At 47.4% G+C, this 14389-nt stretch carries 9 protein-coding genes and 2 tRNA genes; 2 read left to right on the top strand and 9 right to left on the bottom strand.

The genetic code is table 11. The annotated features are described in order from the left end of the window. Positions 1-11 precede the first annotated feature (11 nt). The 8 genes from fmt to ETP43_RS04455 all read right to left on the bottom strand — a co-directional run bounded on the left by fmt (position 12) and on the right by ETP43_RS04455 (position 12325). Complete coding sequence (gene fmt, locus ETP43_RS04490) at positions 12-950, bottom strand: methionyl-tRNA formyltransferase (protein WP_129257168.1); 939 nt, start codon at positions 948-950, stop codon at positions 12-14. Then, positions 951-1436: a peptide deformylase gene (gene def, locus ETP43_RS04485; protein WP_129257167.1), complete on the bottom strand. Its 486-nt coding sequence runs from the start codon at positions 1434-1436 to the stop codon at positions 951-953. Positions 1437-1453: 17 nt separating this feature from the next. After that, a complete protein-coding gene (priA, locus tag ETP43_RS04480; protein ID WP_129257166.1) occupies positions 1454-3679 on the bottom strand; it encodes a replication restart helicase PriA in 2226 nt (741 codons plus the stop codon). After that, positions 3676-5148 (bottom strand): UDP-N-acetylmuramoyl-L-alanyl-D-glutamate--2,6-diaminopimelate ligase, encoded by a 1473-nt coding sequence (locus ETP43_RS04475; protein WP_129257165.1) that lies wholly within the window; start codon positions 5146-5148, stop codon positions 3676-3678. Before ETP43_RS04475 ends, priA begins: the two co-directional genes overlap by 4 nt. Positions 5149-6038: 890 nt before the next feature. Continuing rightward, positions 6039-6968 carry a carbamate kinase gene (gene arcC / locus ETP43_RS04470; protein WP_022171601.1) on the bottom strand — a complete coding sequence of 310 codons (930 nt, stop codon included), beginning with the start codon at positions 6966-6968 and terminating at the stop codon, positions 6039-6041. A gap of 182 nt (positions 6969-7150) precedes the next feature. Beyond that, entirely contained in the window at positions 7151-8041 is an 891-nt protein-coding gene (locus tag ETP43_RS04465) for an undecaprenyl-diphosphate phosphatase (RefSeq protein ID WP_117525265.1), read from the bottom strand. Between the two features lie 13 nt (positions 8042-8054). Next, a complete protein-coding gene (carB, locus tag ETP43_RS04460; protein ID WP_129257164.1) occupies positions 8055-11252 on the bottom strand; it encodes a carbamoyl-phosphate synthase large subunit in 3198 nt (1065 codons plus the stop codon). Further along, positions 11252-12325, bottom strand: a complete 1074-nt coding sequence (locus ETP43_RS04455) for a carbamoyl phosphate synthase small subunit (protein ID WP_129257163.1) — start codon at positions 12323-12325, stop codon at positions 11252-11254. The genes carB and ETP43_RS04455 overlap by 1 nt, the downstream gene beginning before the upstream one ends. A gap of 293 nt (positions 12326-12618) precedes the next feature. On the opposite strand from ETP43_RS04455, the gene ETP43_RS04450 reads away from it, so the two are divergent. Both ETP43_RS04450 and ETP43_RS04445 read left to right on the top strand, forming a co-directional pair. Then, positions 12619-12702: transfer RNA gene (locus tag ETP43_RS04450), tRNA-Leu, on the top strand. A gap of 273 nt (positions 12703-12975) precedes the next feature. After that, positions 12976-13059, top strand: a tRNA-Leu gene (locus tag ETP43_RS04445). Between the two features lie 13 nt (positions 13060-13072). On the opposite strand, the gene ETP43_RS04440 is transcribed toward ETP43_RS04445, so the two are convergent. Continuing rightward, positions 13073-14371 (bottom strand): zinc ribbon domain-containing protein, encoded by a 1299-nt coding sequence (locus tag ETP43_RS04440; protein WP_129257162.1) that lies wholly within the window; start codon positions 14369-14371, stop codon positions 13073-13075. Positions 14372-14389: the final 18 nt, after the last annotated feature.

Raw genomic sequence — 14389 nt, 5'->3', positions numbered from 1 at the left:
TGTTTCATACACTAACACGGAAGCACGGTTCCCGCTTCCACGGTATAGCCTCGTAAAAATGCCTGCGCATCCATCCGTTTCTTTCCTTCTAACTGCAAGGTGTCAATCTTCAGGATTCCCTCCCCGGTCTGGATCCGAAATCCCTTGGCATCTGCCTGCAGTACGGTTCCCGGTGCTTTTTTCTCACCGTTTTCTTCTTCCACCGAAGCTTCCCATATTTTCAACGTTTTTCCGTTCAGATGGGAAAATGCACTCGGCCACGGATTCAGTCCGCGGATCAGGCGTTCCAGTTCCTCTGCTGATTTTGTCCAGTCCATCTCACCCATTTTCTTGCTGATCATGGCGGCATACGGAGTGGTGCTCTCCTCCGGCTGTTTTTCAAAGACGGCACTGCCATCCTCCAACTTCGGAAGTGTCTCCACCAAAAGTTTTGCCCCCGCCTCGCTCAGACGGTCAAACAGGCTGCCACCCGTTTCTTTCTCATCCAGTGTCACAATTACTTTATTGATCATATCTCCGGTATCCAGTCCTTCGTCCATCCGCATGATCGTCACACCGGACTCCTTATCCCCGTTGATCACTGCCCACTGGATCGGGGCTGCACCGCGGTATGCCGGAAGCAGGGATGCGTGTACATTGATGCATCCATATTTTGGCATTTCCAGGATCTCTTTCGGAATGATCTGTCCGAACGCCACGACTACGATCACTTCCGGCTCCAGATCTCTTACCACCTGGATAAATTTCGGATCTCTTACCTTTTTCGGCTGGTAAACCGGAAGTCCCAGTTCCATTGCCACTTCCTTGACCGGTGTGGGCTGCAGGTTCTTTCCTCTGCCCTTCGGCTTGTCCGGCTGACTGATCACGCCGACAATCTCATGACCTGCCTTCGCCAGCTCTTTTAATGTTCCCACGGAAAAATCCGGGGTTCCCATAAATACTACTCTCATTTATTCGTCATCCTCTTCTTCGTAATTCACATCGTGCAGTTCGCCTTCCACGTGTTCCACATACAGGATACCGTCCAGATGTTCACACTCATGGCAGATCGCACGCGCCAGAAGTCCCTCTCCGGTCAGCGTAAACGGTTCCATGTTGATATCCTGCGCCTCTACCGTTACCACGTTCGGTCTTGTCACGATACCGGATTTTCCGGGTACGGAAAGGCATCCTTCTTCTCCGGTCTGTTCACCGGAAGTCTCTTTAATCACCGGATTGATCAGCACATACGGACCGTTTTCATCTCCGACATCGATCACAACGATTCGTTTTAACATGCCCACCTGCGGTGCTGCCAGTCCTACACCGTACGCATCGTACATGGTTTCCAGCATATCTTCCACCAGTTCCCGAAGCTTCGGTGTCATCTCTTCCACCGGTCTGCACACTTTGTTCAAGATCCGGTCTCCCATAGTTCTGATTTTTCTGATTGCCATTCTTTTTTGTCCTCCTGTCAGTGGTTAAAATCCAGCTGGATCCGGATCTCCCGAAAACCGCTGTTTACTTCTATATATTGTTCCAGTCTGCCCTTTGCACGCAACAGCAGCTGGTGGTCTTCCTGTTTTACATAAATAACTTTCCGATACATATCGGCGATCTTCGATACGGTTTCATCCGCAGGTCCGATGATCTGCAGCTGTCCGTGGCTATCCACCCGGTTCAAGAATTTTCTGATATACTGCATTCCTGTCTCCAGAAGTTCTTCATTTCCGCAGCTTCCGTGAATTGCCAGCAAGTTTGATGCCGGAGGGTATCCGAGAAGCTTTCGATAGCCGATTTCTTCTTCGTAAAATGCCCGGTAATCCTGATGCATCGCCGCCTGAATACTGTAATGTTCCGGCTGGTACGTCTGAATGATCGCCTCTCCCGGTTTTTCCCCTCTCCCGGCTCTTCCCGCCGCCTGTGTCAACAGCTGGAACGTCCGCTCACTTGCCCGGTAATCGCTGATATTCAAAGAAAGATCCGCAGCCAGCACGCCGACCAGCGTCACTTTCGGAAAGTCATGTCCCTTGACGATCATCTGTGTGCCGATCAGGATATCCGCCTCCTGATTTGCAAATGCAGCCAGAATGTTGGTATGTCCTTCTTTTTTTCTGGTCGTGTCCAGATCCATCCGCAGAACACGCGCCTGAGAAAATCGTTTTTTTACAATTTCCTCAATCTGCTGCGTTCCCGCGCGAAATCCTCCAATATACGGAGATCCGCACACCGGGCACTGCTGCGGCTGTCTCGTCTCATATCCGCAGTAATGGCACACCAGTTTTCCGTTCCGGTGCTGTGACAGGGAAACATCACAGTGCGGGCATTTCATCACCGTCCCGCAGGAACGGCAGGAGAAAAATCCCGCATAGCCGCGGCGGTTTAAAAACAGCATGATCTGTTCTTTCTTTTTTAACCGGTCTTCAATCTTCTCCTGTAAGATTCCGCTTAAGATCGACCGGTTTCCCTGTTTTAATTCTTCCCGCAGATCCACGGAATAAACTTCCGGCATCTGCCTGTTTTCATACCGGTTGTTCAGTTCAAACAGCCGGTACGTTCCGTTCTGCGCCTGATAGTAGGCATCCACCGACGGCGTTGCGCTCCCCAGCACGACCGGACAGTGTTCCAGATTGCCTCTCTCGATCGCCGTCTCTCTGGCATGATAGCAGGGAACCGTCTCACTCTGATACGAGGTTTCGTGTTCTTCATCGATCACGATCAGACCGAGATTCGGAAACGGGGTAAACAGTGCGGACCGCGGACCGATCATCACCTGCAATTCCCCTTTTTTCGCCCGCTCAAACTGATCGGAACGCTCCCCGGGGGAAAGTCTGGAGTGTAAGACCGAGATTCCGGCTCCAAACCGGCGGTAGAACCGCTGCACCGTCTGATACGTCAGTGCAATCTCCGGGATCAGCAGGATCACCTGTTTTCCCTGTCGGATCACTTCCTCCATCAGTTCCATATACACCTGAGTCTTTCCGCTTCCGGTCACCCCGTGGATCAGTACCGGACGAAGATCCTGTTCTCTCCAGCCCTTCAGGATACCGTCTGCCACTTCTCTCTGCGGCGGTGACAGCGGCTGTTTTGTCTGTTCCTGTTCTGTGTTCTGCACCGGATTGCGATACACTTCCTTGGTCTGGATACAAACCGTGCCGGCACTCTCCATCGTCTTGATCACACTGGCAGTCAGATGCAGTTTATCCAGTGCCAGGCTATAGGAAATCGTATTGTTTTCAAGCAGTGCTTCCAGAAGACGCTGTCTTGCCACATAATGTTTTCTGCGGCATAGTTCCAACTGCTCGTTCGCTTCGTCCTTTGTGAGCAGTAACTGGATCCAGCGCTCTTCTTTCTGTTTCATCTTCTGCTTGACCGGAAGTACGGTTTTTAATGCCTGGATCATCGTGGCACCGTACTGTTCCCGGATCCAGGCGGCAAGCGCGATCAGGCGGGATTCGATGGAATTGCTTCCCGTCTCCACCTCCCGGATCTCTTTCATGCGGCTGACATCAAAAGACGGCTGATCCGTCACCCGGATCACATACCCTTTGATCGTCCTGCCTCCGTTTCCAAACGGAACCTGCACCTGCATCCCCGGCTGTAATTTTCCTTCTAGATGTTCCGGAACCAGATACTGAAAGGACCGATCCAGTTTTTCACTGGTAATATCTACAATAATATCCACATATGTCTTTGTCATGCTTTTTTCTTTGCATCTTCTTCCAGGATCTCACGGATCAGCACACGTTCATCCATCGGATATTTTTTTCCTTTGATTTCCTGATAGTCTTCGTGGCCTTTTCCCGCAAGTACAATGATGTCTCCCGGCTGTCCGTGATGGATCGCATAGGCGATGGCTTCCTTCCGATCAATGATCTCCACGTATTTTCCATCGGTTTTGCTGATACCGGTCTTGATATCGTCGATGATTGCCTGTGGTTCTTCATTTCTCGGGTTATCCGATGTAATGATCGTCAGATCCGCCAGTCTACCGGACACCTCTCCCATCTCAAATCGACGGTCACGGGAACGGTTACCGCCGCAGCCGAACAGGCATACCAAGCGGTTCGGTTTATATTCCCGCAACGTAGTAAGGAGGGATTCCAAACTCATCGCATTGTGCGCGTAATCGATCATCAGGGTGAAATCGTCGGATACTTTTTCCATCTCGATTCTTCCCTTTACTTTTGCATATTTCAGTGCCTTGCAGATGTTTTCTTCGGATACGTTAAAATGTCTGCAGATTGCAATGGCGGTCAGGGAATTGTAAATACTGAATTTTCCTGGCAGATCGATCTCTACCGGGAAATTAAGAAGTCCCTGCAGCTCATAGGAAATACCCAGTACGCCTTTCTTGGTCAGCAGTTTCGGATTGACAGCGCGAAGGTCGGCCTCCGGTGAAAATCCGTACGTCTCCAGACTGCAGGTATGTCCGTCAATGATCTTTTCATAATGTTCGTCATCTCTGTTGACAATACCGATCCGGCACTGGCGAAGCAGCATCTTTTTACAGGACAGGTAGTGTTCAAAGCTGGTATGTTCGTTCGGTCCGATATGATCCGGTTCGATATTGGTAAAGATACCGATATCAAAGGTAAATCCTGCGGTTCGATGAAGCATCAGTCCCTGGGAGGATACTTCCATCACTGCACAGTCACAACCTTCATCCAACATCTGTCGCAGGTATTTCTGCACCAGAAGAGATTCCGGTGTGGTATTTGCAGACGGGATCACGGTATCTCCGATGATTGTTTCGATGGTTCCGATCAGACCCACTTTGTAACCGGCATTTTCCAGAATGGATTTTACCATGTAGGTCGTTGTGGTTTTTCCTTTTGTTCCGGTGATTCCGATCACACGCAGCTTATCTCCCGGATAATCATAGTAGGCTGCTGCCACAAGTGCCATCGCATACCGGCTGTCCTTTACCTGGATCACTGTCACATCCTCCGGCACTTCTACCGGTTCTTCCACGATAATTGCCTTCGTTCCCTGTCCGGCTACACTTTTTGCAAATGTATGACCATCCACAACGGCACCACGGATACAGATAAAAAGAGAACCTTCCTTTGCTTTTCTGGAATCCGCAACAACTTCCTCAATCTCCTGATCAAGGGTGCCCTGCAGACATGTATATTCCAAACGTTCTAAAATCTTTGATAATTTCATCAACTGTCAACCTCCTTTGGATTGTGGGCGGGTCAATTGCCCATAGATATTTATAGAATAGCATATTTTGCACAAAAAAAGAAGAGGGGGGATGGGATTTTGCGGGGAAATGGTTGTGAGGCGGACGCCGGAGAAGGGGACGGGCGGGAGCGGGGAGGGAGGGGCAACGCGTGGGCAGGGGAACTTTGAGCTAGCCGCTAACTCCGGCTATTATTCACGAGGGTCAGCTGACCCTCGCGAAAGCCTACGTAAGCGTCGGATCTCAAAGCTTCCCCTAACCGCCCACAAAGTGCGTTCGCCCCTTCCCTCCCCGCTCCCGCCCGTCCCCTTCTCCGGCTGATATTGGCTAAAACTGGTGATGAATTTCCCCGGAAAATCCCTGGGGAGGAAAGATGGATCGCTGGTTTTACGTTTTCGTAGTAGTTTTTCTTCGATATATGTGATACTTTAAATATATTTTCATAATATGTTTTCTGTACGGAAGTTTTGCTCCTTATTACTGTTTTTCGATTTTTTCTTTCGTAAATCTCTATCGTATTTTCTCACCTAGATACACTATTTACTCATTTTCATTCATCCCCAATCTTTTTCATCATTTAGTACTCACCAGTACACAGCCAGCATGGCTTGGGAGCCTGGGTGCGGGAACACTTTGTGGGCGGTTAGAGCAAGCTTTAAGATCCGACACTTACGGAGACTTTCGCTTGGGTCAGCTGACCCAAGTGAATATAGTCGCAGTTAGTGGCTAGCTTAAAGTTGCTCTACCCACGTTCCCGCACCCAGGCTCCCAATCCATGCCGGCGTCCCCTTGAAAATCAAAAAGAACTACCGTCTTCAAAACACTTCATTTTGAAAACGATAGCCCTTTTATAAAAAAGCAATATACGCTCTTAGCAGATCACTGTACCCGTCCGTCCAAGGTACGCATCCACTGCCTTATCGATTGAAGTAATCACAGCCTTCTTTCCTTCGCCCTGTTCCACGAACTCGACAGAAGCCTGGATCTTCGGCAGCATAGTGTTGGCTTCGAACTGTCCCTCAGCCATATATTCTTTCGCCTGTGCAACAGAAATCTCGCCCAGTTCTTCCTCATCCTGCTTGTGGAAATTCACAGAAACCTTCTCCACACTGGTCAGGATCAGCAGTTCATCTGCATCCAGCTGTTCTGCCAGACGACCGCTGGTATAATCTTTCTCAATAACCGCACTTGCACCCTTCAGTTCCGTACCCTGCTCCAGAACCGGGATTCCGCCACCGCCGCAGGCGATAACGATCTGTCCGGCATCAAGCAGTGCACGGATCGCATCGATCTCCACGATCTTCTGTGGCTTCGGTGCAGCTACGATTCGGCGGTAACCGTCACCGATCTTGGTAACGTAATTACCCTTATTTTCTTCCTCTTCCGCTTCCTGCTCATTCAGCACACGTCCGATGACTTTAACAGGTTCAGCAAAAGCTTCGTCATACGTGTCTACGGTTACCTGTGTCAGGATCGTGGATACCGGTTTGTAGATGCCTTCTTTCATCAGTTCTGCACGGATCGCATTCTGCAGGTCGTATCCGATATAACCCTGGCTCATGGCAGAACACACGGACATTGGTGCGTATGTATAATCCGGATGATACTTTCCGAATTCATTCATTGCCATATGGATCATACCCACCTGGGGTGCATTACTGTGAGAAATCACGACCTCTGCGCCCTCTTTTACCAGCTGCGCAATGATTTTTGCAGTTCTTTTTGTAGCTTCTTTCTGCTCCGGCAACGTATTACCAAGTGCCCGGTGTCCCAGAGCAATGACAACTTTCTTCTTCTCCATGTTACGCCCTCTTACTTTCTCTCATACATAATCGGGTAAAAATACCTTTTGCGAATTTCACCCGTCACTGTCACGGTATTTACCGAATTCCATACAGATATGGGTTCCGGTTTATGATCTGCCGATACCGGTTTCTGTTACAGATCAACACCTCTATCGTTAGTTTATTCCTGTTTTCTACTTTATGCAAGCAGGAAATAAGCAAGTACCACAACACCAAGAGCGATCCGGTACCATCCAAATACCTTGAAATCGTGTTTCTTGATATAACCCATCAGGAACTTGATCGCTGCAATGGAAACACCAAAAGCGACAACCATACCAAGCAGCAGATATACAACCTCTGTTCCGGTAAAATGCAGACCAAATTTTATCAGTTTCAGAAAGCTTGCTCCAAACATAACCGGGATGGCAAGGAAAAAGGTATATTCCGCTGCCAGTTTTCTGCTCATGCCGAGGAGAATACCTCCGATGATGGTTGCACCGGAACGGGAAGTACCCGGAATCAGGGCAAGCAGCTGGAAGATTCCGATAAACAGTGCATCTTTGAAAGAAATATCACTGAGCTTTGTTCTGCTGGGCTTCCGGCTTTTATTGTAGTTTTCGATAACAATAAACAGTACACCGTATACGATCAGCATCACGGAAACGACCCAGTAATTCATGAATGTTTTCTCGATCCAGTTGTTAAACGGAAGTGCCACGATGATTGCCGGCACACAAGATACCAGAATCTTTAACCACAGCACGATCTTATTCATGTTGATGTATTTGTCTGCAAATTTCTGTAATTTCCCGATACGCTCATTCGTACTGATATAGTTCCAGTTACTCTCTCTGGACGGATCATTTTTATGAAATGGCCATAATTTTTTAAAATCCAGTACCACAACCGCCAGTACGGCTCCCAGCTGGATGACCACAAGGAACATCTGCCAGAATTCCTCACTGACTTTCAGTTTCATAAACTGATCCACCAGGATCATATGGCCGGTACTGCTTACAGGAAGCCATTCGGTGATTCCCTCCACAATACCGAGAAAAATTACTTTCAGTAATTCGATAATATCCATATTTTCCCCTTTATTAGATCTGTGCGATATCAATCAGCGTAAGCCTGTTCAGATCTGTATTTTCCAGACTGGTTACCAGTGCTTTGGCTGTGTCCATAGCAGTCAGAACGTTAACACCTGTCTCGATAGCATTTCTTCGGATCAGGAAACCGTCTTTTGCGTGTTCCACACCCTGAGAAGGTGTATCGATGACCAGATCGATCTTGTGACCCAGGATCAGATCCATCAGGTTTGGTGACGGCTGTTCGAGCTTATTGGTACGGATTGCTTTTACGCCGGCTTCCTGCAGCGTTTTAGCTGTATTTCTGGTTGCATAGATCCGGTAACCCAGTGCTTCAAACCGTTTCCCGATCTCAACTGCTTCCTCTTTATCCTCATCACGAACGGTCATGATCATATTTTTATGTTTCGGCAGATTGATACCTGCACCAAGGAATGCTTTGTACAGTGCCTCATTAAAGCTTTCCGCAATACCCAGACACTCACCGGTGGACTTCATCTCCGGTCCAAGACTGATATCCGCACCACGGATCTTCTCGAAGGAGAACACCGGCATCTTGATCGCAAAATATTTTGCTTCCGGCTGCAGTCCCGGTGTATAACCCATATCTTTCAGTTTGTATCCCATGATGGCTTTTGCTGCCAGAGGAACGATCGGGATACCGGTTACCTTGCTGATGTACGGAACGGTACGGCTAGAACGTGGATTAACCTCGATGACATAGACTTCTTCACCGCATACGATAAACTGAATATTGATCATGCCGATGACATGCAGTGCTTTGGCCAGACGTTTGGTGTATTCTTCAATGGTAGCTTTTGCAGTCTTGCTGATGGTCTGTGCCGGATATACAGAGATACTGTCTCCGGAGTGGATACCGGCTCTCTCGATATGCTCCATGATACCCGGGATTACGATGTCTTCGCCGTCGCATACCGCATCAACCTCGATCTCTTTACCTACCAGGTATTTGTCGACCAGGATCGGATGTTCCTGTGCGATCCGGTTGATGATGCCGATGTACTGTTCCACATCTTCATCGTTGATCGCGATCTGCATACCCTGACCACCCAGAACGTAAGAAGGACGAACCAGAACCGGATAACCCAGTTCGTTGGCAGCTTTCTTAGCCTCTTCAGCGGTAAATACGGTCTGTCCCTTTGGTCTCGGGATCTGGCACTGTTCCAGGATCTCATCGAACAGCTCACGGTCTTCGGCTGCATCTACATTTTCTGCGGATGTTCCGAGGATCGGCACACCCATCTTCATCAGTGCCTCGGTAAGTTTGATAGCGGTCTGTCCACCGAACTGCACCACTGCTCCGTCCGGTTTCTCGATATTTACGATGTTTTCCACATCTTCCGGTGTAAGCGGCTCAAAATACAGTTTGTCAGCGATATCAAAGTCTGTACTTACGGTTTCCGGGTTGTTGTTGATGATGATGGTCTCATAACCTTCTTTTGCAAAGGCCCAGGTACAGTGTACAGAACAGAAGTCGAACTCGATACCCTGTCCGATACGGATCGGGCCGGAACCAAGTACCAGAACTTTTTTCTTGTCCGGTGTGCGCTCTGCCTCATTTTCTCCGCCATATACAGAGTAATAATACGGTGTGGTGGCTGCAAACTCAGCGGCACAGGTATCTACCATTTTGTAAGCTGCGGTGATACCGTATGTTTTACGCATTTCTTTTACCGTTTCTTCTGTCTTTCCGTTCAGTTTTGCAATCACATAATCCGGGAATTCCATGCGTTTTGCTTCTCTTAACAGATCCTCGTCCAGTTCCCTGGTCTTTAACGCATATTCCATCTCGGTCAGGATCGCGATTTTATCGATAAACCACAGATCGATCTTGGTGATCTCATGGATCTCTTCCTGAGAAATACCGATGCGGATCGCCTGTGCGATTCTCCAGATTCTCATATCATCTACAATATGAAGTTCCTGCAGCATCTCTTCTCTGGACAGATTTGAGAAATCGTAGGACATCAGGCTGTCTACGTGCTGTTCCAGGGAACGGATGGCTTTCATCAGTGCACCTTCGAAGTTATTGCAGATACTCATAACCTCACCGGTTGCTTTCATCTGTGTGGTCAGGGTACGTTTTGCACTGATAAATTTATCAAATGGCAGACGCGGAATCTTGACAACACAGTAGTCTAACATCGGCTCGAAACTTGCATAAGTTTTTCCGGTAATGGCATTCGGGATCTCATCCAGAGTGTAACCCAGAGCGATCTTTGCTGCTACTTTTGCGATCGGGTATCCGGTTGCCTTACTTGCCAGTGCGGAAGAACGGGATACACGCGGATTTACCTCGATCACACAGTATTCAAAGCTGTCCGGATTCAGAGCGTACTGTACGTTACATCCACCGGTGATGCCAAGCTCTGTGATGATGTTCAGTGCGGAAGTTCTCAGCATCTGGTATTCTTTATCACCCAGTGTCTGAGACGGTGCCACAACGATACTGTCACCGGTATGTACACCAACCGGATCCAGGTTTTCCATATTACAAACGGTGATGCAGTTTCCTGCGCCGTCACGCATTACTTCGTACTCGATTTCTTTCCATCCGGCGATACATCTTTCTACCAGAACCTCGCCTACACGGGAAAGACGCAGACCATTTTCCAGGATCTCGATCAGTTCCGCTTCGTTGTGAGCGATACCGCCGCCGCTTCCGCCCAGGGTATATGCCGGCCGAAGAACCACCGGATAACCGATCGTGTTGGTAAATGCAATACCGTCTTCTACGGTTGTAACAACCAGGGATGCCGCAACCGGCTCACCGATCTTTTCCATCGTATCTTTGAATTCCTGACGGTCTTCTGCTTTTTTGATGGTCTGGGAAGTCGTACCGATCAGTCTTACATTATGTTCTTTTAAGAATCCTCTCTCTTCCAGTTCCATCGCCAGATTCAGTCCTGCCTGACCACCCAGGGTAGGAAGCACGCTGTCCGGTTTTTCTTTCAGGATCAGCTGTTCCACAACCTCTACGGTCAGCGGCTCAATGTAAACTTTGTCTGCGATATCTTTATCGGTCATGATGGTTGCCGGGTTGGAGTTCAACAGGACAACTTCCACGCCCTCTTCTTTCAGAGAACGGCAGGCCTGTGTTCCTGCATAGTCAAATTCTGCTGCCTGACCGATAACAATCGGACCGGAACCAATCATCAGTACTTTCTTAATCTCTGGATTCTTTGGCATTACTCTTCTCCTCCCATCATTTTGATAAACCGGTCAAACAGATAACCGGAATCCTGTGGTCCCGGGCATGCTTCCGGATGGAACTGTACGGTGAAAATATTTTTCCCTGTATATTTCAGTCCTTCATTGGTTCCGTCGTTTACATTGATAAACGCCGGTACGGCAACTTTCGGATCCAGATTGTCGGTGTCTACCACATATCCGTGGTTCTGAGAAGAAATATACACTCTTCCGGTTTCCAGATCTTTGACCGGATGATTGCCTCCTCTGTGACCGTATTTCATCTTATGGGTATCCGCACCGGTTGCCAGTGCCATCAGCTGATGTCCAAGACAGATTGCGAAGATCGGTGTGTCGGACTCGTATAATTTACGGATCTCTTTGATCACTTCCGTACACTCCTTCGGATCTCCAGGGCCGTTTGACAGCATGATACCGTCCGGATTGGATGCCAGGATCTCCTCTGCTGTGGTAGATGCAGGATAAATCGTTACCTCGCATCCTCTTTTATTCAGAGATTTCGCGATGTTGTTCTTTGCGCCAAGATCCAGAAGGGCTACTTTCTTTCCGCTGCCTTTCAGTACCTTTTTCTCAGAACAGGTTACTTTCTCCACTACTTTTCCTGTAGTATATGCTTTCAGTCTCGGAATGATGGTATCCAAATCATAATTTTCATCCGTTGTGATCATACCATTCATGGTTCCTTTTTCTCTCAGAATTCTGGTCAGCGCGCGGGTATCGATCCCTGCGATTCCCGGAATGTCAAATCGTTTCAGAAAATTCTGAATCGTATCTTCACACCGGAAGTTGCTTGGTGTTCTGGAAAGTTCTCTTACAATATATCCATCCGGCCATGGTCTCAAAGACTCCGTATCCTCATAGCAAATACCGTAATTGCCGATCAGCGGATAAGTCATACATACAGCCTGGCCTGCGTAAGACGGGTCTGTCAGCACTTCCAGATATCCAGTCATGGAAGTATTGAATACGATCTCGCTGATGACTTCTTTTTTGGCTCCAATGCTGGTTCCGGTAAATACATGTCCATCTTCAAGTATTAAAAAAGCTTTCATCATTCCGTTTCCTTTCTCTTTTCTTATGTAGGCTTTTTGCAGCCCGTTTGTGTCTTTTTCCGCATAAAAGGGGAGAAATTCCCCTTGAAATCACTCCCCCTTGCGTAATCTTAGAGATTTTACCACAAAGTCTTTTTCATTTCAATACTTTATTTGAGAAAAGTGTCGCTTTCTGCGGGAGAAATATTTTTTTATCTTTTTTTCAAAAAAAGTGTTGACACTTTGCGTTTTATGCTGTATAGTATCACTTGTCGTTGACGGAGCGGCAAACAAATTTCATACTTAACAGATGTGCAGGAATGGCGGAATTGGCAGACGCGCAGGCTTCAGGTGCCTGTGGTAGCAATATCGTGCGGGTTCAAGTCCCGCTTCCTGCACTGTTTTTTTGTCTCTGTGCAGATTTATTCTCTCACATTTCTATGTACTTTTCAATTTTCATTTTCTGATTTTTATTTTATCTTTTTCTTTTCCCGGTATTCTGGCTCCCTGATCTGATTCTTCTTTGCTTTTTGTTTCATGAATCTCTCCTCTTCTTACCGGATAATAAAATAAATTGTTTTTTTTATCAGAAAAGTATTGACAACTTCGACAATTTCATGTATAGTATGTTTTGTCGATGAGACATACAGAATTTCATACTTAACAGATGTGCAGGAATGGCGGAATTGGCAGACGCGCAGGCTTCAGGTGCCTGTGGTAGCAATATCGTGCGGGTTCAAGTCCCGCTTCCTGCACTATTTTTTTCTTCTATTTTACCAAAATCCATTTGGCATTGTCACTCTTCAGGCTGTATCCACAGAAGGAGCAGCAATGATTCTCATCCGGTACAAAGTTGGCTCCACAGGATGGACATTCTTTCTCCATGAAGAAAACGCCGTCTTCTCTTCTTCTTTCCGGGTAACGGGCTCTTTGCATGATAAGTGTTCGCTTCACTTTTTTTCTATATGGATTTCTTCTATCTGGCAAATAGGTCTCGCTTGCACAGACTTTTACCTTTATTTTTGTAATATATTCTGTGTTGACCACTTTCTTTAACGTGATATTTCCGATTCCATAATCCATCAGTTCATCCGATTCTGTTTCGTTATAAATGGCATCACCGATACAGGACCTGAGATAATTCTCCGAGTATCTTACTATGGAGTCCGCCATCTTTTCCTGTCTGTTTCGGAAAAACTGATTGGATACCAGGATCAGCACAAAAACCAGAAGAGCTGCACCAACACCGGCTGTCAGGGAAACTTCTGTATCCTCGATCATATACAGGCATAAAAATACGCAGACATACACGATTCCCATAGCCCCTGTCAAAAGCAATGCACGCCGAAGATTTGTTCCTATTCGCTCATATACCTCAAATCTTTCCGTCTGCCAGTCATAAAACTCGCTTCGGATCACACCTCCGCAGTACTCACAGACCACCTGCTGACCGGTCAGTTCCACCGACGCTCCACAGGATGGACAGATGATTTTCTGTACGGTGGAATAATAACTTTTTTTCTTCTGGACACGATCTGAGTTTCGGATATGCCGAGACTGAAGGATCCGAAGATAGGCATGTTTTCGATAATTCTCATAACGGATTTTCCCATCTTCAGTGGAAATCAGGCGTTCCAGAGCACTACACTTGATAATAGATTCTCTCCATTCTCGTCCATCATTGTTCCAGCGTTCAAAATCATTGTCCGGCTGAACTTCCACGTCTGTCATCAGAATCTCACGGCACAGCTTCTGCTGATTCAGTCGATCAATCTGTCTTACGATATTTTTCCGAAAAGTCATATCCATTCTTGAGGGAAGTCTGTTTTTATCCGCTTTTTCAAGGGGAATCAGGATTCTCTCGAAGGCTTTCCTTATATCACGGCGTATTCCTGACTTTTGAAGAGTGGTATCGCCGCGCTGTTCCATCATTCTTTTTATTTTCCCCTTTTTCCGGTTTTTTGCCAGAAAAACAGAAAAATCGATATCCAGTATCCGTTCACCGATATAAATCCCTAACAAAATGGCAACTGTTGCAGCAAACCACGATGCATCTGATAGTCCCATATGTCGCCTCCCATTTCA

This window comes from Blautia faecicola, from assembly GCF_004123145.1.
Lineage (GTDB): Bacteria > Bacillota > Clostridia > Lachnospirales > Lachnospiraceae > Oliverpabstia > Oliverpabstia faecicola.
Note: the sequence above shows the minus strand (reverse complement) of the source record. Positions and strands in the feature narration are given on the sequence as shown.